The organism is Enterobacter sp. PGRG2, from assembly GCF_030291195.1.
In the GTDB taxonomy this organism is placed as follows: domain Bacteria; phylum Pseudomonadota; class Gammaproteobacteria; order Enterobacterales; family Enterobacteriaceae; genus Enterobacter_D.
Genome location: NZ_CP127837.1, coordinates 2,530,606 through 2,553,816, shown reverse-complemented (window position 1 = coordinate 2,553,816; position 23,211 = coordinate 2,530,606). Strand labels below are relative to the sequence as shown.

20 protein-coding genes are annotated in these 23,211 nt (G+C 58.8%); 7 read left to right on the top strand and 13 right to left on the bottom strand.

The genetic code is table 11. The features are described 5' to 3' along the window. Positions 1-5: 5 nt before the first annotated feature. The 5 genes from sucA to sdhC form a co-directional block, all read right to left on the bottom strand. On the bottom strand, positions 6-2,813 hold the full coding sequence (sucA, locus tag QRD42_RS11235) for a 2-oxoglutarate dehydrogenase E1 component (protein ID WP_321987130.1): 2,808 nt from the start codon (positions 2,811-2,813) through the stop codon (positions 6-8). Between the two features lie 255 nt (positions 2,814-3,068). Beyond that, entirely contained in the window at positions 3,069-3,785 is a 717-nt protein-coding gene (locus QRD42_RS11230; RefSeq protein WP_072567840.1) for a succinate dehydrogenase iron-sulfur subunit, read from the bottom strand. Between the two features lie 16 nt (positions 3,786-3,801). Further along, on the bottom strand, positions 3,802-5,568 hold the full coding sequence (gene sdhA, locus QRD42_RS11225) for a succinate dehydrogenase flavoprotein subunit (RefSeq protein WP_318373174.1): 1,767 nt from the start codon (positions 5,566-5,568) through the stop codon (positions 3,802-3,804). Beyond that, positions 5,568-5,915 carry a succinate dehydrogenase membrane anchor subunit gene (gene sdhD / locus QRD42_RS11220; protein WP_072567838.1) on the bottom strand — a complete coding sequence of 116 codons (348 nt, stop codon included), beginning with the start codon at positions 5,913-5,915 and terminating at the stop codon, positions 5,568-5,570. The genes sdhA and sdhD overlap by 1 nt, the downstream gene beginning before the upstream one ends. Beyond that, complete coding sequence (gene sdhC / locus QRD42_RS11215; RefSeq protein ID WP_072567837.1) at positions 5,909-6,313, bottom strand: succinate dehydrogenase cytochrome b556 subunit; 405 nt, start codon at positions 6,311-6,313, stop codon at positions 5,909-5,911. Before sdhC ends, sdhD begins: the two co-directional genes overlap by 7 nt. 636 nt (positions 6,314-6,949) lie before the next feature. Between sdhC and QRD42_RS11210 the strand changes: the two genes are divergently transcribed. Continuing rightward, a complete protein-coding gene (locus tag QRD42_RS11210) occupies positions 6,950-8,236 on the top strand; it encodes a citrate synthase (RefSeq protein ID WP_072567836.1) in 1,287 nt (428 codons plus the stop codon). 96 nt (positions 8,237-8,332) lie between these two features. Here QRD42_RS11210 and nei read toward each other — a convergent pair whose 3' ends face one another. From nei to QRD42_RS11170, 8 genes are all read right to left on the bottom strand, one after another. Continuing rightward, positions 8,333-9,124, bottom strand: a complete 792-nt coding sequence (gene nei / locus QRD42_RS11205) for an endonuclease VIII (RefSeq protein ID WP_072567835.1) — start codon at positions 9,122-9,124, stop codon at positions 8,333-8,335. Further along, positions 9,117-9,863 carry a 5-oxoprolinase subunit PxpA gene (pxpA, locus tag QRD42_RS11200; protein ID WP_321987129.1) on the bottom strand — a complete coding sequence of 249 codons (747 nt, stop codon included), beginning with the start codon at positions 9,861-9,863 and terminating at the stop codon, positions 9,117-9,119. The genes nei and pxpA overlap by 8 nt, the downstream gene beginning before the upstream one ends. Further along, positions 9,853-10,785 (bottom strand): 5-oxoprolinase subunit PxpC, encoded by a 933-nt coding sequence (gene pxpC / locus QRD42_RS11195; protein WP_321987128.1) that lies wholly within the window; start codon positions 10,783-10,785, stop codon positions 9,853-9,855. The genes pxpA and pxpC overlap by 11 nt, the downstream gene beginning before the upstream one ends. After that, on the bottom strand, positions 10,779-11,435 hold the full coding sequence (pxpB, locus tag QRD42_RS11190) for a 5-oxoprolinase subunit PxpB (protein WP_072567832.1): 657 nt from the start codon (positions 11,433-11,435) through the stop codon (positions 10,779-10,781). Before pxpB ends, pxpC begins: the two co-directional genes overlap by 7 nt. Before the next feature lie 14 nt (positions 11,436-11,449). Further along, a complete protein-coding gene (locus QRD42_RS11185; RefSeq protein WP_072567831.1) occupies positions 11,450-12,193 on the bottom strand; it encodes a type 2 GTP cyclohydrolase I in 744 nt (247 codons plus the stop codon). A 12-nt stretch (positions 12,194-12,205) separates the two neighbouring features. After that, positions 12,206-13,624: a deoxyribodipyrimidine photo-lyase gene (phrB, locus tag QRD42_RS11180; protein ID WP_321987127.1), complete on the bottom strand. Its 1,419-nt coding sequence runs from the start codon at positions 13,622-13,624 to the stop codon at positions 12,206-12,208. Between the two features lie 12 nt (positions 13,625-13,636). Next, positions 13,637-14,593 (bottom strand): YbgA family protein, encoded by a 957-nt coding sequence (locus tag QRD42_RS11175; RefSeq protein ID WP_321987126.1) that lies wholly within the window; start codon positions 14,591-14,593, stop codon positions 13,637-13,639. A gap of 229 nt (positions 14,594-14,822) precedes the next feature. Continuing rightward, positions 14,823-15,029, bottom strand: a complete 207-nt coding sequence (locus QRD42_RS11170; protein ID WP_072567828.1) for a YbfA family protein — start codon at positions 15,027-15,029, stop codon at positions 14,823-14,825. Between the two features lie 308 nt (positions 15,030-15,337). Between QRD42_RS11170 and kdpF the strand changes: the two genes are divergently transcribed. The 6 genes from kdpF to kdpE are packed head-to-tail and all read left to right on the top strand — an operon-like array spanning position 15,338 to position 23,116. Next, positions 15,338-15,427, top strand: coding sequence for a K(+)-transporting ATPase subunit F (gene kdpF / locus QRD42_RS11165; protein ID WP_042392117.1), 90 nt, complete (start codon positions 15,338-15,340; stop codon positions 15,425-15,427). Next, on the top strand, positions 15,427-17,106 hold the full coding sequence (kdpA, locus tag QRD42_RS11160; RefSeq protein WP_321987125.1) for a potassium-transporting ATPase subunit KdpA: 1,680 nt from the start codon (positions 15,427-15,429) through the stop codon (positions 17,104-17,106). Before kdpF ends, kdpA begins: the two co-directional genes overlap by 1 nt. 10 nt (positions 17,107-17,116) lie before the next feature. Beyond that, positions 17,117-19,165 carry a potassium-transporting ATPase subunit KdpB gene (gene kdpB / locus QRD42_RS11155; protein ID WP_072567825.1) on the top strand — a complete coding sequence of 683 codons (2,049 nt, stop codon included), beginning with the start codon at positions 17,117-17,119 and terminating at the stop codon, positions 19,163-19,165. Between the two features lie 11 nt (positions 19,166-19,176). Beyond that, positions 19,177-19,758: a potassium-transporting ATPase subunit KdpC gene (gene kdpC, locus QRD42_RS11150; protein WP_318364616.1), complete on the top strand. Its 582-nt coding sequence runs from the start codon at positions 19,177-19,179 to the stop codon at positions 19,756-19,758. Next, entirely contained in the window at positions 19,755-22,442 is a 2,688-nt protein-coding gene (kdpD, locus tag QRD42_RS11145) for a two-component system sensor histidine kinase KdpD (RefSeq protein WP_321987124.1), read from the top strand. Before kdpC ends, kdpD begins: the two co-directional genes overlap by 4 nt. After that, a complete protein-coding gene (gene kdpE / locus QRD42_RS11140) occupies positions 22,439-23,116 on the top strand; it encodes a two-component system response regulator KdpE (RefSeq protein ID WP_318364618.1) in 678 nt (225 codons plus the stop codon). The genes kdpD and kdpE overlap by 4 nt, the downstream gene beginning before the upstream one ends. Positions 23,117-23,211 lie beyond the last annotated feature (95 nt).

The following is a 23,211-nucleotide window of genomic DNA, read 5'->3' as shown; positions in this document are numbered from 1 at the left end:
TTTAATTAATCGACGTTCAGCGCGTCATTGACCAGATCTTGCTGCTGTTTCTGGTGAACGGACATATACCCTACCGCCGGAGAGGCGGAGGCCGGACGACCGGCATAACGCAGAGCGGACCCAAACGGGATCACTTCGCGGAAATGATGCTGACTGCAGTACCATGCGCCCTGGTTCAGCGGCTCTTCCTGGCACCAGACAAAATCATGCACATGGGCATAAGGTTTTAAGGCTTCCTGCACCGCCTGGTGCGGGAACGGATACAACTGTTCGATACGGATGATGACGACGTTTTTCTGGTCGTTCTTACGACGTTGCTCAAGCAGGTCGTAATAAACCTTACCAGAACAGAGCACGACCCGCTTCACGCCCTGCGGATCGATATCGTCGATCTCGCCAATAGCAGGCAGGAAGGTGCCGTTCGCCAGTTCGTCAAGGCTGGATACCGCCAGCGGATGACGCAGCAGCGATTTCGGCGACATGACCACCAGCGGACGGCGCATACCGCGCAGCGCCTGGCGGCGGAGCATGTGGTACACCTGCGCCGGTGTAGACGGTACGCAGACCTGCATGTTTTGTTCTGCGCAGAGTTGCAGGTAACGCTCCAGACGGGCGGAGGAGTGCTCCGGACCCTGACCTTCATAGCCGTGCGGCAGCAGCATCACCAGACCGCACATACGGCCCCATTTCTGCTCGCCGGAGCTGATGAACTGGTCGATCACCACCTGCGCGCCGTTAGCGAAGTCGCCGAACTGCGCTTCCCAGATGGTCAGGGTACGAGGTTCTGCGGTGGCGTAGCCGTATTCGAACGCCAGCACCGCTTCTTCAGAGAGCACGGAGTCCCAGACGCGGAAAGTGCCCTGTGAATTGTGCACGTGATGCAGCGGCGTCCAGGTAGAGCCGTTGGTCTGGTTGTGGATCACCGCATGACGGTGGAAGAAGGTGCCGCGACCGGCATCTTCGCCGGACAGACGCACAGCGATGCCTTCATCAACCAGGGTCGCGTAAGCGAGGTTTTCCGCTGCGCCCCAGTCAAAGAGCTTCTCACCTGCCGCCATCGCCAGGCGATCGCCATAAATTTTCGCCACGCGGGACTGCATTTCGATGGCGTCCGGCACCGTACTGATGCGCTTCGCCAGCTCCTGCAGACGTTTCATCTCTACCTTGTTCGGGTAGCTTTCATCCCACTCGTGGTTCAGATACGGCGACCAGGTGAACGAATGCATGTTCATCGGACGGTACTCTTTCACCACGCATTCACCCGCATCGAGCATATCGCGGTAAAGATTGACCATTTCGGTGGCATCTTCCAGGGTGGCGACCTTTTCCTGCTCCAGCTTGTCGGCGTAGATTTTGCGCGGCGTCGGATGTTTTTTGATTTTCTGGTACATCAGCGGCTGGGTTGCGCTTGGCTCGTCGGCTTCGTTATGGCCGTGACGGCGGTAGCACACCAGGTCGATAAACACGTCGCGCTTGAAGGTGTTACGGAAATCCAGCGCCACACGGGTGACGAAAGCAACGGCTTCCGGATCGTCCGCATTCACGTGGAAAATCGGCGCCTGCACCATTTTACCGATGTCAGTACAGTACGGCGTGGAACGGGCATCCAGCGGGTTAGAGGTGGTGAAGCCTACCTGGTTGTTGATCACGATACGCACGGTACCGCCAACTTCGTAGCCCCGCGCTTTGGACATGTTCAGGGTTTCCTGCACCACGCCCTGGCCGGTTACCGCCGCATCGCCGTGAATGGTGATCGGCAGTACTTTGTTGCTGCTCGGCTCGTCCAGACGATCCAGACGGGCGCGCACAGAGCCCATCACCACCGGGCTGACGATCTCCAGGTGCGACGGGTTAAACGCCAGCGCCAAGTGCACCAGGCCGCCTTCGGTTTCGATATCCGAGGAGAAGCCCATGTGGTATTTCACATCGCCCGTGCCCAGATGTTCTTTATGCTTACCGGCGAATTCGTCAAACAGATCCTGGGATTTTTTGCCCAGCACGTTGATCAGCACGTTTAAACGTCCGCGGTGCGCCATACCCAGCACCACTTCGCGCGTGCCGCTCTTACCGGCATGGCGGATCATCTCTTTGAGCATCGGCACCAGCGCATCGCCGCCTTCCAGCGAGAAGCGTTTCGCACCGGGGAATTTTGCGCCCAGATAGCGCTCCATCCCTTCCGCCGCCGTCAGTTCGCTGAGGAAGCGTTTTTTCTCTTCGGCGCTGAAAATGCCATGACCCGTTGCCGATTCGATACGCTGCTGGATCCAGCGCTTCTCTTCGGTGCTGGTGATGTGCATGTACTCCGCGCCAATCGAACCGCAATAGGTTTGTTTCAGCGCTTCTAACAGCTCGCCCAGTTTCATGGTGTCTTTGCCGATGGCAAAAGATCCCACGTTGAAACTTTCTTCCAGATCGGCTTCGGTCAGGTCGTGATAATCGAGGGAGAGATCGGCCACGCGCTCTTGTTTCCACAGTCCCAGCGGATCGAGATTCGCATGCTGGTGGCCGCGGAAGCGGTAAGCGTTGATCAATTGCAGGACTTTAACCTGCTTCACGTTGGTGTCAGGGTCAGAAACGGAAGAGGTATAACGTGAGGCATCCTTCGCGAGACGACGGAAATAATCACGTGTTTTGGAATGGAATTGGTCCGGTTTGATACCGGTCACCGGTAGCTGCTGGAACATAGAGCGCCAGTTTTCATCTACCGAATCAGGATCGGTTAAGAAGTCTTCATAGAGCTGTTCTATCCAGCTCTGGTTGGAGCCAGAGAGGTAAGAAGAGTCCAGCCAGGCTTTCATTGCGCCGTTCTGCATCGTGATCCCTTAAGCATTGGTATGCTTATTCGCCGTGGATAACTACACCGTACACCGCCAGGCGCACGTACCAGGGTTCACTTGCGAGCTCTTTTCACTGAGTTGGCCCGCGAAGGAACCTTTAAAAACTGTCTCTCTGTCAGGGCAGTTTTTAGAGGTTTCCTGCATTTTCACTCGGTTTGCCCGGTGGCACTGCGTTTACCAGGCCTACTTAACTGTAGGCCGGATAAGCGCAGCGCCATCCGGCAATCTTACTTATGCACTACGTTGCAGCAGCATCGACTTAATATGGCCGATGGCGCGCGTCGGGTTCAGCCCCTTCGGACACACACTGACGCAGTTCATGATGCTATGGCAGCGGAATACGCTGAAAGCATCGCTCAGCCCTTCAAGGCGCTGGTCGGTTTCGGTATCGCGACTGTCGATCAGGAAGCGATAGGCCGCCAGCAGACCCGCCGGGCCGATGAACTTGTCCGGGTTCCACCAGAATGACGGACAGGATGTGGAACAGCATGCACAGAGAATACACTCGTACAGCCCATCCAGTTTTTCACGCTGCTCTGGCGACTGAAGATGCTCGCGAGCTGGCGGATTATGTCCATTATTCAACAAGTAAGGCTTAATCTTCTCATATTGGGCATAGAATTGCCCCATGTCCACCACCAGATCGCGAACCACCGGTAAACCGGGCAGCGGGCGGATGACAATTTTCTTCGTGCCGTTACCCAAAGCCGAAATCGGCGTGATGCAGGCGAGGCCATTCTTGCCGTTCATGTTCAGGCCGTCGGAGCCGCATACGCCTTCACGGCAGGAGCGACGAAACGCCAGCGTCGGATCTTTTTCTTTCAGCTGCATCAGCGCATCAAGCAGCATCATGTCGCGGCCTTCTTCGCCTTCCAGGGTGTAATCCTGCATACGCGGCGCGTCGTCGACATCAGGGTTATAGCGATAAATCGAAAATTCGAGTTTCATTTATCCTGTCTCCGCATTAATAGGTACGAATCTTCGGCGGGAATGCCGGACGCAGTTTCGGTTCCATATTGACGCTACGGCGCGTCATGGATTCCGATTCAGGCAGATACAGGGAGTGGCACAGCCAGTTTTCGTCGTCACGATCCGGGAAGTCAAAGCGGCTGTGCGCTCCACGGCTTTCAGTACGGAAGTTCGCCGATACTGCCGTGGCGTAAGCCGTTTCCATCAGGTTATCCAGCTCAAGGCATTCGACGCGCTGGGTGTTGAAGTCGCTGGAGGTATCGTCCAGACGCGCGCTTTTCAGACGCTCGCGGATCTCTTTCAGCTGCTCCAGCCCTTTCGCCATCGCATCCCCTTCACGGAATACCGAGAAGTTATGCTGCATACATTCCTGCAACGCTTTACGAATGGTCACCGGATCTTCACCGCTACGGGTGTTATTCCAGCGATTCACGCGGGTCAGGGAAGCTTCGATATCGGATTCGCTGGCATCGCGCAGTGCGCCCTGCTCGGCGATAGATTCCTGCAAGTGCAGACCAGCCGCGCGACCAAATACCACCAGATCCAGCAGTGAGTTGCCGCCCAGGCGGTTAGCGCCGTGTACCGATACGCAGGCGATTTCGCCTACCGCGAACAGGCCCGGGATCACCACGTCTTCGCCCTGGGCGTTAACGGTCAGCGCCTGGCCGGTCACTTTGGTCGGAATACCGCCCATCATATAGTGACAGGTCGGGATCACCGGGATCGGCTCTTTCACCGGATCGACGTGCGCAAAGGTGCGGGAAAGTTCCAGAATGCCCGGCAGACGGGATTCCAGCACTTCTTTACCCAGGTGATCGAGCTTCAGTTTCGCGTGCGGACCCCACGGACCGTCGCAGCCGCGACCTTCACGGATTTCGATCATGATGGAACGCGCCACCACGTCACGGCCCGCCAGGTCTTTAGCGTTCGGCGCATAACGCTCCATAAAGCGCTCGCCGTGTTTGTTCAGCAGATACCCACCTTCACCACGGCAGCCTTCTGTCACCAGAACGCCTGCACCGGCGATGCCGGTCGGGTGGAACTGCCACATTTCCATATCCTGCACCGGCACGCCAGCGCGCAGCGCCATGCCAACACCGTCGCCGGTATTGATGTGGGCGTTAGTGGTGGACTGGTAAATACGGCCTGCGCCGCCGGTCGCCAGCACGGTAGCGCGGGCTTTGAAGTACACCACTTCGCCGGTTTCGATGCATAACGCCGTACAACCCACCACCGCGCCATCCTGGTTTTTTACCAGGTCAAGGGCATACCATTCGGAAAAAATGGTGGTGTGATTTTTCAGGTTCTGCTGATAAAGGGTATGCAACAGCGCGTGGCCGGTACGGTCAGCCGCTGCGGCGGTACGTGCCGCCTGCTCGCCGCCGAAGTTTTTCGACTGGCCGCCAAACGGACGCTGATAAATGGAGCCGTTTTCCAGTCGGGAGAACGGCAGACCCATATGTTCCAGCTCCAGAATCGCTTCCGGGCCGGTTTTACACATATATTCAATGGCGTCCTGGTCACCGATATAGTCGGAACCTTTCACCGTGTCATACATGTGCCATTCCCAGTTATCTTCATGGGTGTTACCCAGCGCAACGGTAATACCGCCCTGCGCAGATACGGTGTGGGAACGGGTCGGGAATACTTTGGAGAGCAGCGCACAGGTCTGGCCGCTCTGGGAAATTTGCAGCGCCGCGCGCATACCTGCGCCGCCGGCACCAATGACGACTGCATCAAACTCTCTGACTGGTAAATTCATCACACACCCCACACCACAACAAATCCATAAATAACGTAAACCAGCAGCGCAACCACAATGGCGAGTTGCAGACCAAGACGCAGGCCCGTTGATTTAACGTAGTCGGTCAGCACCTGCCACATGCCAATCCAGGCATGAATTAACGTGGAGAACAGCGCCAGCAGGGTGAAGACTTTGGTAAAGGCGGATGAGAAGAAACCCGTCCAGACGTCATAAGTGATCTCGCCGGAAATGGCGAAAAAACCGACCATATAGATGATGTAAAGCGTCAGAACGAGGGCGGTAGCACGAACCAGAATGAAGTCATGTACGCCGTTGCGTCCGAATGCGGAGGCGTTGCTTACCATACGAGGACTCCTGCGAGAATTGAAAGCACGACAGTAATACCAATAGCGACCCAGGCAGAACGTTTCCCGGCTTCGAAGGTCTCTTCAAGATAGCCCACATCCATCAATGCATGACGAATACCACCGACGGCGTGATACGCCAGCGCGGTGAGAATGCCCCACATGATGAATTTAGCGAAGAAGCCGTCCATGATGGCGGCGGCTGACTGGAAGCCTTCTTGAGAGGAGAGCGACAGGCCCAGCAACCACAGCAGGATCCCGACCGCCACAAAAGTGATGACGCCAGAAACACGGTGCAGAATGGACGCTATAGCCGTAACAGGAAACCGGATCGTTGTCAGATCCAGATTGACAGGTCTTTGTTTTTTGACATTTTTTATCATGAATAACGCCCACATGCTGTTCTTATAGTTCCTTTCCTCCGGTCTGCAGGCGGGTCAGACAGCGTCCTTTCAATAACCGCACGTTATGCAAATAACATCGCTTCCAGATGCTCAACGACACGTTACAACGCTGGGTGGCTCGGGACGGCAGAGGATTCCGGAGACCTGGCGGCAGTATAGGATGTTCACAAAATCATTACAATTAACCTACATATAGTTTGTCGGGTTTTATGCGGAACAGTGACCGTCATCACGATAACAACATATTTTTAATTTTTAACCATGGGATTTGACAATAGTTAAACATTATTGTTACAAACGACAGCCGAAAAGGCATATAATTCGTAAAAGTTATGGGGTCTCTCTTTCACCTGAGATTTAGTTATGTAAGAGTGAGAAGGATTGACCGACGTTATCAGTACAGTTATTAGTGATAGACAGATTTGACAAATTCGGACTGCTAAGACCCTGATTTGCTGTTGTTTCACTGGTTTTTCAATGTTTGCCTGCCAGCGCCCATCGCTCTGTACCCTGGTACCACCTCTCTGCAGAGTGTCGTGCCAAATAACAAATTGGTAACATTGATTTTCGCTATGAATGCAAATCCGGCTTCTATGCAGTCTTAAGCATAAGGCGCTAAGGAGACCGTAAATGGCTGATAAGAAAGCAACCATCACTTACAATAGTGAAGATGCTATTGAACTGGATGTGCTAAAAGGCACGCTCGGTCAGGATGTTATTGATATTCGTAGTCTGGGTTCGAAAGGGGTATTTACTTTTGACCCTGGTTTCACCTCTACCGCATCTTGCGAATCCAAAATCACCTTTATCGACGGTGACGAAGGTATCCTGCTCCATCGCGGTTTCCCGATTGATCAGTTAGCCACTGAATCCAACTATCTGGAAGTGTGCTACATCCTGCTATACGGTGAAAAACCGAGCCAGGAAGAGTATGACGATTTCCGCACCATCGTCACCCGTCACACCATGATCCACGAGCAGATCACCCGTCTGTTCCACGGTTTCCGTCGCGATTCACACCCGATGGCCGTGCTGTGCGGCGTGACCGGCGCGCTGGCGGCTTTCTATCATGACTCGCTGGACGTCAACAATCCGCGCCACCGTGACATCGCTGCATTCCGTCTGCTGTCCAAAATGCCGACGGTCGCCGCCATGTGTTACAAATATTCTATCGGCCAGCCGTTTGTTTATCCGCGTAACGATCTCTCCTATGCCGGTAACTTCCTGCATATGATGTTCTCCACGCCGTGCGAGCCGTACGAAGTGAACCCGGTGCTGGAACGCGCTATGGATCGTATCCTCGTGCTGCACGCGGATCATGAGCAGAACGCTTCCACTTCTACCGTACGTACCGCAGGCTCCTCCGGCGCGAACCCGTTTGCCTGTATCGCGGCAGGTATCGCTTCCCTGTGGGGACCGGCACACGGCGGCGCGAACGAAGCTGCGCTGAAAATGCTGGAAGAGATCAGCACCGTTGAGCACATTCCGGAATTCGTGCGTCGCGCCAAAGACAAGAACGATTCGTTCCGTCTGATGGGCTTCGGGCATCGTGTTTACAAAAACTACGATCCGCGCGCCACCGTAATGCGTGAAACCTGCCACGAAGTGCTGAAAGAGCTGGGCACCAAAGATGATCTGCTGGAAGTGGCGATGGAGCTGGAACACATCGCGCTGAACGACCCGTACTTCATCGAGCGTAAACTCTATCCGAACGTGGATTTCTACTCCGGTATCATCCTGAAAGCGATGGGTATTCCGTCTTCCATGTTTACGGTGATCTTCGCGATGGCCCGTACCGTTGGCTGGATCGCTCACTGGAACGAAATGCACGACGACGGCATCAAGATCGCCCGTCCGCGCCAGCTGTACACCGGTTACGAGCAGCGTGATTTCAAATCGGAACTGACGAACCGCTAAGGTTTGTGGCGCCCGGCGGCACTTCGTTTGCCGGGCCTACGAATTCAGCCAGTAACCACAGGCCGGGTAAGCGTCAGCGCCACCCGGCTTTTCACATCAAATCTGACACCCCGGACACCAGTAAAACGGCCGCGACGACAGCGTGGTTTTCTCAATGATCCCCCCGCACCGCTCACATTTCTTCCCTGCCCGGTGAAACACCTTAAAGCGAAACAGCGCCCCGTGATGTTTGTTCTCTTTTGCCTTGCCGCGCGTCTGGTACGAGAGCCTGGGAATATCCAGCAGCGCCTGCGCCAGCACCTCGATCTGCGCGTCACTTAATTGCGCCGCTTTATGCGTTGGCGCAAGCCCGCTGTGCCAGAGGATCTCCACCCGCAGATAATTCCCCAGCCCGGCGAGAAACGCCTGGTCCAGCAGCAGACCGGAAAACTGTCGGCGACAGAATTTTGGCGAGCACAGCCGCGCTTTCACCTCCTCCACCGTCAGGCTCATGTCCAGCACGTCAGGGCCGACGCGCTGTAAGAACGGATGGCTTGCCAGCTGCTCCGGGGTCAGCATCTCAATGTCCGAGGCGCTGTAGAGCAGGATCGCGCGCTCAGCGGTCTGCAACTTCACCCGCAGAATGCGCGTCGTCTGCGGCGTTTCCCCCGCTTTTACCACGCGCCAGACGCCGTACAGCTGATTGTGACTGTACAGCGTCAGGCCGCCGGAAAAATGCGTCAGCAGCGCTTTGCCGCGCGTCTCCATATGGGTCACATGCTGGCCGATAAGATCAGCGGCGTAGGGTTGCAGACGGTCAAAGGCGAACCAGGCATCGGTCAGCGGTTGCCCGCCGATAGCCGCTTCAAGGGTATCCGCCGCCCGGCGGATCTCCGGACCTTCAGGCATGATGCACCGCCGAAATGGTAATGTTTTGCGCCTCAAACGCCTGCCGCAGGCGGCGCGCAAAGGCCAGCGCATGATCGCCGTCGCCATGCAGACAGACGGTTTGCGCGTTCACCTTCACCCAATTGTCGTGAATGCTTTTCACCCGGCCCTGCTGGATCATGGTCAGCGTCTGCGCCAGCGCCTGCTCTTCATCGCTGATGAGCGCGCCGGGCTGCGAGCGCGGCACCAGAGTGCCGTCGTCCTGATATCCCCGGTCGGCAAAGACTTCTTCGCGCGTTGGCAGGCCATAGTGCCTGCCCGCGTCGATGAGCTTGCTACCCGCCAGCCCCACCAGAATGAGCGTCGGATCCAGATCGTGCACCGCGCGGGCGATGGCATCCGCCAGCACCGCGTCCTGCGCCGCCTGGTTATAGAGCATGCCGTGGGGTTTGACGTGCTGCACCTGCCCGCCCTGCGCCCTGGCAATGGCCGCCAGCGCGCCGATCTGATACAGCATCTGCGCATAAACGGTGTCCGCAGGCAGCGTCATCGCCGTGCGGCCAAAGTTTTCCCGATCCGGGAAGGAGGGGTGCGCGCCAATGGCGACGCCGTTTTTCAGCGCTTCGCGTACCGCGTCCTGCATCATCTGCGCGTCACCGGCGTGAAAACCGCAGGCGATGTTGGCAGAAGAAACCAGTTGCAGCAGCGCGGCGTCACAGCCCGCGCCCTCCCCCAGATCGGCATTAAGATCAACGATCACCGCGCACTCCGTAAGCCAGCTGGTCAAGGAACAGCCGCTGCTCGCGTCGCGCCTTCAGCGCTTCTTCTAACGTGCAGGGCACAAAATGGATCGGATCGCCGAGGCGGATCTGCGCCAGATGATACATATCCGCTTCGATCACACAGCCGATACGCGGATAGCCGCCGGTGGTCTGGGCGTCGTTCATCAGCACAATCGGCTGACCGTTGTGCGGCACCTGAATGACGCCGGGGATCAGCCCGTGGGACAGCAGCTCGCGGGTGTCGGTGCGGGTCAGCTGCGCCCCCTGTAAACGATACCCCATGCGGTTACTCTGCGGGCTTAACTGCCAGGGTAAGCGCCAGAACGCCTCAAGGGAGTTTTTATCGAAGGAGTGATATTCCGGCCCCGGCAGCACGCGGATGCGGTTGCCCCAGAGTAACTGTTTGACGCCCTGCGGACCGCTGAACTGCCGCGACGCGGGCAGCACCGGCAGCACGTCGCCCTCTTTCAGCAACCGGCCCTGAAAGCCGCCGGTGCCGGTTTTTAAATCGGTACTGCGCGAGCCCATCACTTCCGGAACATCGATCCCGCCCGCCACGGCCAGATAACTGCGCATACCACGCTGCGGGCTTTTCAGGGTCAAACGCTGCCCTGCGCTCATCGCCTGACGCCAGCCGGTCCACACCGCTTTGCCGTCAAGCTGCGCGTCGCAGCCTGCGCCGGTCAGCGCAAACCAGCCGTCGTGGGTAAATTCAATTTCACACTGGCCTAGCGTGATTTCCAGCGCGGCGGCGTCGGCCTCGTTGCCCACCAGCGCATTGGCGATTTCCAGCGCCGGGCCGTCCATCGCGCCGCTATAGCTGATGCCGGACTGGCGCAGCCCTTTGCGTTTTCCGGCCTGTACGGAGGTATACATCCCCGCGCGAATAATCTTCAGCATATGCCCTCCTTTTGCGGCACAAAGCGCACGGTGTCGCCGGGGCGCAGCAGAACAGGTTCAGCGCTGTGCGGATCAAAGAGCGCCAGCGGCGTGCGGCCAATCAGCTGCCAGCCGCCGGGCGTCGGCAGCGGATAGATGCCGGTCTGCTCGCCGCCGATGCCCACCGATCCGGCAGGCACGCTAAGGCGCGGCTCCGCATGGCGCGGGGTCGCTAACTGTGCGGGCAGGCTGCCAAGATAGGGAAAGCCCGGCTGAAAACCGAGAAACCAGACCTGGTAATCCACCGACGCGTGCAGCTCCACCACCTGTTTTTCGCTCAGGCCGCAGTGGCTGGCGACGTGCGGCAGATCGGGGCCGTCCTCTTTGCCGTAGATCACCGGGATTTCAATCAAGCGCGGATCCGGCTCCAGCGCCTCGCTCTCCTCCCACCAGCGCTGTAAACGCTCAATGGCATCCAGCGCGTTTCCCTGGGGATCGCGCAATACCACGGTGACATTATTCATACCGGGAATGACATCCACCACATCGGGGATGGTCATCGCCCGCTGAACCAGTCGCCAGATCCGCTTCTGGCTGGCCAGCGTGACCGGCGGCTCAAGTTCAAGCACGACAGCCGTTTCACCTAACAGATAACAACGCGCTCGCTGCACTTTCGCTCCTCGCATCAGGCTGGATTAGGAATATCAATAAAGGTGACGTCCAGATCGGTATTTTCCGTCAGCCATTCGCTCAGGGCGCGAATACCGCCGCGCTCGGTGGCGTGATGACCCGCCGCATAGAAATGCAGGCCCTGCTCACGGGCGGAGTGAATGGTCTGCTCCGAAACTTCGCCGGTGATAAAGGCATCCACGCCAAAACGCGCGGCGCTGTCGATAAAGCCCTGACCGCCGCCGGTGCACCATGCGACACGCCGGATCTCCTCCGGCCCGGTGTCGCCACACCACAGCGGCCTGCGCCCCAGACGCGCTTCGATCCACGACGCCAGCTCCGGGCCAGGCACCGGGATCGCCAGCTCGCCCCAGGGCACCAGATCGTCCACCTGACCCATCACCGTGATGCCGAGCAACTTCGCCAGCTGCACGTTGTTGCCCAGCTCCGGGTGCGCGTCCAGCGGCAGGTGCCAGCCGTAGAGGTTGATGTCGTTAGCCAGCAGGGTTTTCAGGCGGTTACGCTTCATGCCGCGAATGATCGGCGCTTCGTTTTTCCAGAAATAGCCGTGATGCACGATCACCGCGTCCGCGCCCAGGCGCACGGCTTCATCCAGCAGCGCCTGGCTGGCGGTGACGCCGGTAATAATTTTTTGTACGCTGTCGCGCCCTTCAACCTGGAGTCCGTTCGGGCCGTAATCGCTGAACGCGCCACTGTTGAGTTTGTCGTTGATCAGTTTTTCCAGATCGCTATTTTTCATCGTGCCTCTCCTTTACGATTTTCGCGCGGCTTCGTACGCCGCCAGCGTGGCAACGCGGGCCTTTTTATGATCTACAATGGGGCGAGGATAATCGAGGGTCACGCCCTGTTTATCGGCCCAGTTCCACGGCTCATGCAGCGCGGCGGCGGGCACCTTCGCCAGCGCCGGAATATAGCGGCGAATAAATTCACCGTCTTTATCGAATCGCTCGCCCTGCGTCGTCGGGTTAAAAATACGAAAGTACGGCGCGGAATCATTGCCGGTGGAGGCCGCCCACTGCCAGCCGCCGTTATTGGCCGCCAGATCGCCGTCAATCAACTGAGACATAAAGTACCGCTCTCCGGCGCGCCAGTCGATAAGTAAGTCTTTGACCAGGAAACTGGCGGTGATCATGCGCAGCCGGTTGTGCATCCAGCCGGTTTCATTCATCTGACGCATGGCGGCATCGACAATCGGGTAACCGGTGTTACCCTCCTGCCACGCCCGGAAATGCGCGTCGTTATCCTGCCACTGTACGCGACGCGTCCAGTCGATAAAGGGCTGGTGCTTGCACAACTCCGGGTGAAAGGTCATCAGATGGCGGTAAAACTCGCGCCAGATCAGCTCGCTGAGCCATACCGCCCCTGCGCCGCCGCCCAGCGCATCGGGCTGCTCTTTCAGCAGGCGATGCAGACACTGGCGCGGCGATAACGAGCCAATCGCCAGACAAACGGATAAGCGGCTGGTGCCGTCGATAGCCGGAAAATCCCGCCGCGCCTCATATTCCCCTGCCCCCTGTTGGCAGAATTCCCGCAAACGGGCGATGGCGGCTTTTTCGCTGCACGGGAACAGCTCACGATCAAAATCCTGTTGCGGATAGTTCAGCTCGATGGGCGTGAGAGGGTCGCTGAGTGCGCCGCCTTCACGTACTTTTGGCGCGGGGACGCATTCGGGGAGATCCTCACGCAGCCGCCGTAAAAAGGCGTTCTTAAAGGGCGTGAAGACTTTGTACATCTGATGATTGCCGGTGACGACGCTGCCCGGAGCAAGCAGCACACTGTCATCGAAGCCCTGAAACACCACCTCCGGCAGCAGTTTTTCCACTGCGCGGTCGCGCTGGTGCTCGTTGATTTCATACTGATAATTATAAAAAAGATGCGTGACCTGCTGCGCCTCGCAGAGTTCTTTTACTACCTGCTGGCTGGCAGCAAAGTCATCCACTTCTTTAAAAATCAGCGGAATGCCGCGCTCCGCCAGTGACTGTTGCAGATCGTTTAACTGCGCCTGCATACAGGCTGCCTGACGGGGCGCCATCAGGTGATTTTCCCACTGCTGTGGCGTGGCGATAAAGAGTGCCAGTACGCGGGCATGGGGATTGCGGCAGGCCGCCGCGAGCGCAAAATTATCGTTCACGCGGAGATCCGCGCGAAACCAGACCAGATGCGTGGTCATAACTCTCCTGAATTAATGTCCGTAGCGAAGACGAAGCGTTTCCGGCCAGGGATCAAAATAGCGCTGTCCCGACAGATAAGCGTCCGGGAATTCGGCCATATAGTGTTTAAGTAAGGTGACCGGGGCGAGCAGCGGCTGCGTGCCCTGACGGTAGCGGTCAATAAGCGAGGAGAGCTCTTCGCGCTGGCGCGCGTTAAGCTGTTTGCGGAAATAGCCCTGCACGTGCATCAGCACGTTTGTGTGGTTGCGCCGCGTGGCCTGATGGGAAAGCAGATCCATCAGCCGCAGACGATATTCGACAAACCACTCCTCCAGCGATGACCATTCATGTATGGCCGCCACGAAGCGTCCCAGTTCGCGGTATTTGGGCTGTGAATGAGCCAGCAGCAGGAGTTTGTAGCGGCTGTGATAGGCGATAAGCTCGCCGCGCGTCAGGCCGCGCTCGCGCACGCTGTTCAGCTCATGCAGGGCATAGACGCGCTCGACGAAGTTTTCGCGGATCATGGGATCGTGCAGCCGCCCGTCTTCTTCCACCGGCAGCCAGGGGAAAGTTTTCATCAGCACGTCGGTATAGATGCCGCGCCCGGCTTTACGGTTATTATTGTTTTCCGGTTCGTAGACGCGCACCCGCTCCATGCCGCAGCTGGGGGATTTAGCGCAGACGATATAACCGCACAGGCGGTCAAACTGGCTGATGCGTTTTTCCGCAAAGTCGATCATGTCCTGCGTCAGGTCGCCTTCGCGCCCGTCGCTGAAGCGCAGCGAGAGGTCACCCGTATCCTTTTTTACCAGCCGCAGCGCCGGACGCGGCACCGGCAGGCCAATCGCCATTTCCGGGCATACCGGCTCAAATTTCATCAGCGGCGATAACTCTTCAACCGCAAACGCCAGACGCTTATGGCCGCCATCAAAACGCACCTGTTCCCCTAACAGACAGGCGCTGATGCCAACAGGGATTTTCTCACTCATAACGACTCCTTTTAGCCCGTAAAATGAGTGTAGCCTGAGAACATCAAAAAATACCGCGCCGGTTTGCACGGAACACGCGATGGACAGCTGACTGCTGGTAAAAGCAGCAACCGAACACGTTTCACAATGAATAGCGGATCTACAGGCATAAAAAAACCGCCAAATCAGATTTGGCGGTTTTTCTTTTTTTGCCGCATGGGCTTGTAGTTTGCTGTGTGCGCTTTGCTTCTTAGTAGAAATCGCAGGCGACTTTCTCGGCCTGATCCATCCACACCGGCTTATCGCTGGTTTTCGCCCAGACCCGATGCAGATAGCTGTAAAAACGTGCACGATCTTTCCAGAATAACATCACCGGTAATGCGATGATGCCTGCCGCAACGGCGAAAGCGCGGCGTACGAAAATGACGTGTGCAGGATATTCCCGATATAAAGACATAAGCTTCCCCCTTTTGTTGGTCGGTAACATTCACCGTAAAAATGAATCTGCTGAACTGGTTAAAATAGTACCGTTTTGTTTGTAATTTTACTACTCATCCGACCACTATTTTTCACCTGTTTAGCCAATATTTACACATCCCGCCGTAATTAAGTTACAAAATAGTTAAATAAATACTAACCCTTAGTTAAATTGTGCCATTTTTCATTTTTATACTTTTTTTACACCCGCCCGCCTGATTTTTGCGAAATCTTTGCACCGAAAATCCTACCTTCACTGCGTTAACAAAAGACACCTGGAGGTGGATTGTGAGTGCAGGCGTAATAACCGGTGTGGTACTGGTTTTCCTGTTGTTGGGCTATCTGGTTTACGCCCTGATAAACGCGGAGGCCTTCTGATGGCGGCTCAGGCGTTTTTACTGATCGCCAGCTTTATGCTGGTGCTGATGGTGCTGGCGCGACCGCTGGGCGGCGTACTGGCAAAAATGGTGCGCGGTGCGCCCCTTGCAGGCACAGGGGGCGTTGAAAACCTGCTGTGGCGCGGGCTGGGCATTAATCCGTCGCCGATGAACTGGCGGCAATATCTGTTCGCCATTCTTGCGATCAATATTTGCGGGCTGGCGCTGCTGTTCGCGATGCTGATGGTGCAGGATCATCTGCCGTTGAACCCGCAGCAACTGCCTGGCCTGTCATGGCATCTGGCGCTGAATACTGCGGTGAGTTTTGTCGCTAACACCAACTGGCAGTCGTATGCCGGTGAAAGCACGCTCAGCTATTTCAGCCAGATGGTCGGGCTGACGGTACAGAACTTCCTCTCTGCCGCTACCGGCATTGCGGTGCTCTTTGCGCTGATCCGCGCGTTCGCCCGACAAAGCGTTAATACGCTGGGTAACGCCTGGGTCGATCTGACGCGCATTACCCTGTGGATCCTGCTGCCGCTCTCGCTGCTGCTGGCGCTGTTCTTTATGCAACAGGGCGTGTTGCAAAACGTCGATGCCTATCAGCCCTTTACCTCGCTGGAAGGGGTGAAATCGATGCTGCCGATGGGGCCGGTGGCCTCGCAGGAAGCCATTAAACTGCTGGGCACCAACGGCGGCGGTTTCTTTAACGCTAACTCCTCGCATCCGTTCGAAAACCCCACCGCGCTGACCAACCTGGTGCAGATGCTGGCGATCTTTATCATCCCCGCCGCGCTCTGCTTCGCCTTTGGCGACGCGGTCGGCGATAAACGCCAGGGTCATATGATCCTCTGGGCGATGTCCATCATCTTCGTGGTCTGCGTTGCGCTGGTAATGTGGGCCGAGCTGCACGGCAACGCTAACCTCACGGCGTTTGGCGCAGACAGCCACATCAATATGGAAGGCAAAGAGAGTCGCTTCGGCATTCTGGCGAGCAGCCTATATGCAGTGGTCACCACGGCGGCCTCCTGCGGCGCGGTTAACGCCATGCATGACTCCTTCACCGCGCTGGGCGGCATGATCCCGCTGTGGCTGATGCAGATCGGCGAAGTGGTGTTCGGCGGCGTCGGATCAGGTCTGTACGGCATGTTGCTGTTCGTCCTGCTGGCGGTGTTTATCGCCGGGCTGATGATTGGCCGCACGCCGGAATACCTCGGCAAAAAAATCGACGTCCGCGAGATGAAAATGACCGCGCTGGCGATCCTCGTCACCCCGCTGCTGGTGCTGCTCGGCACCGCGCTGGCGATGATGACCGAGGCCGGACGCGCAGGCATGTTAAACCCCGGCACCCACGGCTTCAGCGAAGTGCTGTATGCGGTGTCGTCTGCCGCGAACAACAACGGCAGCGCCTTTGCCGGGCTGAGCGCCAACACGCCGTTCTGGAACTGTCTGCTGGCGGTCTGCATGTTCGCCGGGCGCTTCGGGGTGATCATCCCGGTCATGGCTATCGCCGGGTCGCTGGTGATGAAAAAACGCCAGCCCGCCGGTAACGGCACCCTGCCCACGCACGGCGCATTGTTTGTCGGTCTGCTGATCGGCACCGTGCTGCTGGTGGGTGCGCTGACCTTTATTCCCGCGCTGGCCTTAGGTCCGGTCGCAGAACATCTTTCCTTACGTTAAGGCGCACACAATGAGCCGCAAGCAACTTGCCCTGCTCGAACCCGCGCTGGTTCGTCAGGCACTTTTAGATTCTTTCCGCAAATTAAGCCCGCGTGCGCAGTGGCGCAACCCGGTGATGTTTATGGTCTGGCTGGGCAGCCTGCTCACTACCCTGCTGTGCGTGGCGATGGCCACCGGGCAGATGTCGGGCAGCGCCGGATTTACCGGCACCATCAGCCTCTGGCTGTGGTTTACCGTATTGTTCGCCAACTTTGCCGAAGCGCTGGCGGAGGGCCGCAGTAAAGCCCAGGCCAACAGCCTGAAAGGGGTGCAGAAAACGGCGTTTGCCCGCAAGCTGCGCGCCCCGCGTCACGATGCGCAGCAGGATCAAGTGCCCGCAGCCGATCTGCGCAAGGGCGATATTGTGCTGGTGGAAGCCGGTGACATTATCCCCTGCGACGGCGAAGTGATCGAAGGCGGCGCGTCGGTGGATGAAAGCGCCATTACCGGTGAATCCGCGCCGGTGATCCGCGAATCCGGCGGCGATTTTGCCTCGGTGACCGGCGGCACACGCATTCTTTCCGACTGGCTGGTGATCCAGTGCAGCGTTAACCCTGGCGAAACCTTCCTTGATCGCATGATCGCCATGGTGGAAGGCGCGCAACGCCGCAAAACGCCGAACGAGATCGCGCTGACCATTCTGCTGGTGGCGCTGACCATTGTTTTCCTGCTGGCGACGGCGACCCTGTGGCCGTTCTCGGCTTACGGCGGCACGGCGGTCAGCGTAACGGTGCTGGTGGCGCTGCTGGTGTGTCTGATACCGACCACCATCGGCGGGCTGTTATCCGCCATCGGCGTGGCGGGGATGAGCCGTATGCTGGGGGCAAACGTGATCGCCACCAGCGGGCGCGCGGTGGAAGCGGCAGGCGATGTCGATGTGCTGCTGCTGGATAAAACCGGCACCATCACCCTCGGCAACCGTCAGGCCTCCGCCTTCCTGCCGGTAAAAGGGGTGGAAGAACGGGCGCTGGCAGACGCCGCGCAGCTCTCCTCGCTGGCGGATGAAACGCCGGAAGGCCGCAGCATCGTGATCCTCGCCCGTCAGCGCTTTAATCTGCGCGAGCGGGATATTCAGAGCCTGAATGCGACTTTCGTGCCCTTCACCGCCCAGACGCGCATGAGCGGCATCAATATTCAGGATCGCCTGATCCGTAAAGGCTCGGTGGATGCGCTGCGCCGCCATATCGAGGCTAACGGCGGCCACTTCCCGCCGGATGTCGACGCGCTGGTGGAAACCGTCGCCCGTCAGGGCTCCACGCCGCTGGTGGTGGCAGACGGCGCCACGGTGCTCGGCGTCATCGCCCTGAAAGATATCGTCAAAGGCGGCATCAAGGCGCGTTTCGCCCAGCTGCGCGCCATGGGTATCAAAACGGTGATGATCACCGGCGATAACCGCCTGACCGCCGCGGCTATTGCCGCCGAAGCGGGCGTCGATGATTTCCTCGCGGAAGCGACGCCGGAAGCGAAACTGGCGCTGATCCGTCAGTATCAGTCCGATGGCCGCCTGGTGGCGATGACCGGCGACGGCACCAACGACGCSCCGGCGCTGGCGCAGGCAGATGTGGCGGTGGCGATGAACTCCGGTACCCAGGCCGCGAAAGAGGCGGGTAACATGGTGGATCTGGACTCCAACCCCACCAAGCTCATCGAAGTGGTGCATATCGGTAAACAGATGCTGATGACGCGCGGCTCGCTCACCACTTTCAGTATCGCCAACGACGTGGCGAAGTATTTCGCCATTATCCCGGCGGCGTTCGCGGTGACCTATCCGCAGCTGAACGCACTGAACGTGATGCACCTGCACTCCCCGGCGTCGGCGATTTTAAGCGCGGTGATCTTTAACGCGCTGATCATCGTGTTTCTCATTCCGCTGGCGCTGAAGGGCGTGAGCTATAAGCCCCTGAGCGCCTCCGCCATGCTGCGCCGTAACCTGTGGATTTACGGTCTCGGCGGCCTGGTGGTGCCCTTTATCGGCATCAAACTGATTGACCTGCTGTTGTCGCTCACCGGTCTGGTGTAAGGATCCTGAAAATGGCTGTTTTACGTCCTGCTGTTCTGCTGTTGTTATTCTTAACCTTGATCACCGGCGGGCTGTACCCGCTGGTCACTACCGTGCTGGGCCAGTGGTGGTTCCGCGACCAGGCGAACGGCTCGCTGATCCGCGTGGAAGACGAGGTGCGTGGCTCGCGGCTGATCGGGCAAAACTTTAGCGCGCCGGGATATTTTCACGGTCGCCCTTCTGTAACTTCAGATTCGCCTTATAATCCGCTGGCGTCCGGCGGCAGTAATCTGGCGGCCAGCAATCCGGCGCTGGATACGGCGATCCGTGAGCGCGTCGCCGCGCTGCGGGCGGCCAACCCGCAGGCGGATCAGCGCGTGCCGGTGGAGCTGGTCACCGCCTCGTCGAGCGGGCTGGATTATGGCCTCAGCCCTGCGGCGGTGCGCTGGCAGATCCCGCGCGTGGCGCAGGCCCGTGGGCTGTCGGCACAGGTGCTGTCGCAGCTGGTCGAACGCCATACGCAGCAGCCGCTCATCGCGTTTAGCGGCGAGCCGGTGGTGAATATCGTTGAGTTAAACCTCGCGCTGGACGCGCTTAAGGATAATCCTGAATGACAGACGAGCCGTTGCGCCCGGATCCCGACCGCCTGCTGGAGCAGGCTGCTGCCCCCCATCGCGGCAAGCTGAAGGTGTTTTTTGGTGCCTGCGCCGGGGTCGGCAAAACCTTCGCCATGCTGGCGGAAGCGCAGCGCCTGCGGGCGCAGGGGCTGGATATTTTAATCGGCGTGGTGGAAACCCACGGCCGCCCGGAAACCGCGGCGATGCTGACGGGGCTGGCGACGCTGCCGCCCCGCCGTATCGCTCACCGTCGGCGGGAGCTGGATGAGTTTGACCTGGATGCCGCCCTGGCGCGGCGTCCGGCGCTGATCTTAATGGATGAGCTGGCGCACACCAACGCGCCCGGCTCACGCCATCCAAAACGCTGGCAGGATGTCGAGGAGCTGCTGGAAGCGGGCATTGATGTGTTCACCACCGTCAATGTGCAGCATCTGGAAAGCCTTAACGATGTGGTCAGCGGCGTCACCGGGATCCAGGTGCGGGAAACCGTGCCGGATCCCTTTTTTGATGCCGCCGACGAAGTGGTGCTGGTCGATCTGCCGCCGGACGATCTGCGCCAGCGCCTGCACGACGGCAAAGTCTACTTCGGCGGCCAGGCCGAGCGCGCCATCGAACACTTTTTCCGTAAAGGCAATCTGATCGCCCTGCGCGAGCTGGCGCTGCGCCGCACCGCCGACCGGGTGGATTCGCAGATGCGCGCCTTTCGCGGTCGCCCCGGCGAGGAGAAAGTCTGGCATACGCGGGACGCCATTTTGCTGTGCATCGGTCACGGTACCGGCAATGAAAAACTGGTGCGTACTGCCGCGCGTCTGGCGGCCAAACTCGGCAGCGAATGGCATGCGGTGTATGTTGAAACCCCCACTCTGCACAAACTGCCGGAAGCGCAGCGCCGCGCTATTCTCAGCGCGTTACGTTTAGCTCAGGAACTGGGCGCGGAAACCGCCACCCTTGCGGATCCACAGCAGGAAAAAGCGATTGTCCGCTACGCCCGTGAGCATAATCTCGGCAAAATTATCACCGGCCGCCGTGCATCGCGCCGTTTCTGGCAGCATGAAACCTTTGCCGAAAGGCTGGCGCGGCTGGCTCCCGATCTGGATTTGATGATCGTCGCCCTGGAAGATAAACCCGCCCCTGCCGCCGCCCGTACGACGGACACCCGGCCGTGGCTGGATCGCTGGCGCGTGCAGCTCACCGGTACGCTGGTGGCCGTCGGGCTGTGCGCACTGATCACCCTGATCGCCAGCCAGTGGCTGATGGCCTTTGACGCCGCCAACCTGGTGATGCTCTACCTGCTGGGCGTGGTGATAGTCGCGCTGTTTTATGGCCGCTGGCCGTCGGTGCTGGCGACGGTGATTAACGTGGTCAGCTTCGATCTGTTTTTCATCGCCCCGCGCGGTACCCTGGCGGTGTCGGACGTGCAGTATCTGCTGACCTTCGGCGTCATGCTCACCGTCGGGCTGGTGATCGGTAATCTCACCGCTGGCGTGCGCTATCAGGCGCGGGTGGCGCGTTACCGCGAGCAGCGTACCCGGCATCTGTATGAGCTGTCGAAAGCGCTGGCCGCCGGGCGTAACGAGCGCGATATCGCCGCCACCAGCGAAGCCTTTATCCGCTCCACCTTTCACGCGCAAAGCCAGCTGCTGATTGCCGGACCGGACGGCGCTCTGACCGCCCTCACCCGCCAGCCGGGGCTGACGCCCTGGGATGACGCCATCGCCCAGTGGAGCTTTACCAAAGGCCAGCCTGCGGGCGCGGGCACCGATACGCTGCCCGGCGTGCCCTATCAGATTTTGCCGCTGAACAGCGCCGATAAAACCCGCGGCCTGGTGGTGGTGGAGCCCACCAGCCTGCGCCAGCTGATGATCCCTGAACAGCAGCGGTTGCTGGAAACCTTCACCCTGCTGGTGGCGAACGCCCTGGAGCGGCTGGCGCTCACCGCCAGCGAACAGCAATCGCGGCTGGCGAGCGAGCGGGAGAGCGTGCGCAATGCGCTGCTGGCGGCGCTGTCCCACGATCTGCGCACGCCGCTGACGGTGCTGTTCGGCCAGGCGGAGATCCTGACGCTGGATCTGGCCAGCGAAGGCTCGCCCCACGCCACCCAGGCCAGTGAAATACGCCAGCATGTGCTGAACACCACGCGGCTGGTGAATAATCTGCTGGATATGGCGCGTATTCAGTCCGGCGGCTTTAATCTTAAAAAGGAGTGGCTGACGCTGGAAGAAGTGATCGGCAGCGCGCTGCGCACCATGGAGGCGCTGCCCGGCAGCCGGCAGATTGCCCTTGAGATGCCGGATCCGCTGATGCTGGTGCATATCGACGGGCCGCTGTTCGAGCGGGTGCTGATCAATCTGCTGGAAAACGCCCTGAAATACGCCGGGCCGACGGCGCAGATCGGCATTTCCGCCCGTGTCGAACAAGAGGAATTCCGGCTGGCGGTATGGGATAACGGCCCCGGCATTCCGGAGGGGCAACAGGCGAGTATTTTTGATAAATTTGCCCGTGGTCATAAAGAGTCGGCGATCCCCGGCGTCGGGCTGGGGCTGGCGATCTGCCAGGCGATTGTCAGCGTGCACGGCGGCACCATTACCGCCGCTAACCGTCCTGAAGGCGGCGCCTGCTTCTGTGTTACACTGCCGCAGGGATCCCCCCCGGCCCTGACTGAACTCCCCGAGGATCTGTGATAAGCGTACTCATTGTTGAAGATGAACAGGCCATTGTCCGCTTTCTGCGCACCGCGCTGGAGGCCGATGGCCTGCGCGTTTACGACGCCGGAACCTTACAGCGCGGTCTGCTCGAAGCCGCCACGCGCAAGCCCGACCTGGTGATCCTTGACCTCGGCCTGCCGGACGGCGACGGCATTGATTTTATTCGCGATCTGCGCCAGTGGAGCCAGGTGCCGGTACTGGTGCTGTCGGCGCGCATTGAGGAGAGCGACAAGATCGCCGCCCTCGATGCCGGTGCCGACGATTATCTCAGCAAGCCGTTCGGCATTGGCGAGTTACAGGCGCGCCTTCGGGTGGCGCTGCGCCGTCATGCCGGGGCGCGGCAAAGCGATCCGCTGGTCAGTTTTTCCGATATTCAGGTCGATCTGGCGGCGCGGCGCATTACCCGTAATGACGAAGAGATCCACCTCACGCCCATTGAGTTTCGCCTGCTGGCGGTGCTGTTAAATAATCACGGCAAAGTGCTGACCCAGCGCCAGCTGCTAAGCCAGGTGTGGGGGCCGAATGCTGTTGAGCACAGCCACTATCTGCGCATCTATATGGGCCACCTGCGCCAGAAGCTGGAAAGCGATCCGGCGCGCCCGCGTCATCTGTTAACGGAAACCGGCATCGGCTATCGCTTTATGCTGTAAACGTCCCTGTTAACACGTCTTCTCTTGCGTATGAATAAAAACACGCAATCCTTCTCGCTTTATTCATGTATTTGAGGCCCGCAAGCCATTTATTT

Bases quoted from the DNA above. Each gene is read 5' to 3' on its own strand.
- kdpD (WP_321987124.1), top strand. From the start codon at position 19,755: ATGACAGACGAGCCGTTGCGCCCGGATCCCGACCGCCTGCTGGAGCAG.
- sdhA (WP_318373174.1), bottom strand. From the start codon at position 5,568: ATGAATTTACCAGTCAGAGAGTTTGATGCAGTCGTCATTGGTGCCGGC.
- QRD42_RS11185 (WP_072567831.1), bottom strand. From the start codon at position 12,193: ATGAAAAATAGCGATCTGGAAAAACTGATCAACGACAAACTCAACAGT.
- sucA (WP_321987130.1), bottom strand. From the start codon at position 2,813: ATGCAGAACGGCGCAATGAAAGCCTGGCTGGACTCTTCTTACCTCTCT.
- QRD42_RS11230 (WP_072567840.1), bottom strand. From the start codon at position 3,785: ATGAAACTCGAATTTTCGATTTATCGCTATAACCCTGATGTCGACGAC.
- pxpC (WP_321987128.1), bottom strand. From the start codon at position 10,785: ATGCTGAAGATTATTCGCGCGGGGATGTATACCTCCGTACAGGCCGGA.
- QRD42_RS11210 (WP_072567836.1), top strand. From the start codon at position 6,950: ATGGCTGATAAGAAAGCAACCATCACTTACAATAGTGAAGATGCTATT.
- phrB (WP_321987127.1), bottom strand. From the start codon at position 13,624: ATGACCACGCATCTGGTCTGGTTTCGCGCGGATCTCCGCGTGAACGAT.
- QRD42_RS11170 (WP_072567828.1), bottom strand. From the start codon at position 15,029: ATGTCTTTATATCGGGAATATCCTGCACACGTCATTTTCGTACGCCGC.
- sdhD (WP_072567838.1), bottom strand. From the start codon at position 5,915: ATGGTAAGCAACGCCTCCGCATTCGGACGCAACGGCGTACATGACTTC.
- kdpA (WP_321987125.1), top strand. From the start codon at position 15,427: ATGGCGGCTCAGGCGTTTTTACTGATCGCCAGCTTTATGCTGGTGCTG.
- sdhC (WP_072567837.1), bottom strand. From the start codon at position 6,313: ATGTGGGCGTTATTCATGATAAAAAATGTCAAAAAACAAAGACCTGTC.
- kdpC (WP_318364616.1), top strand. From the start codon at position 19,177: ATGGCTGTTTTACGTCCTGCTGTTCTGCTGTTGTTATTCTTAACCTTG.
- nei (WP_072567835.1), bottom strand. From the start codon at position 9,124: ATGCCTGAAGGTCCGGAGATCCGCCGGGCGGCGGATACCCTTGAAGCG.
- QRD42_RS11175 (WP_321987126.1), bottom strand. From the start codon at position 14,593: ATGAGTGAGAAAATCCCTGTTGGCATCAGCGCCTGTCTGTTAGGGGAA.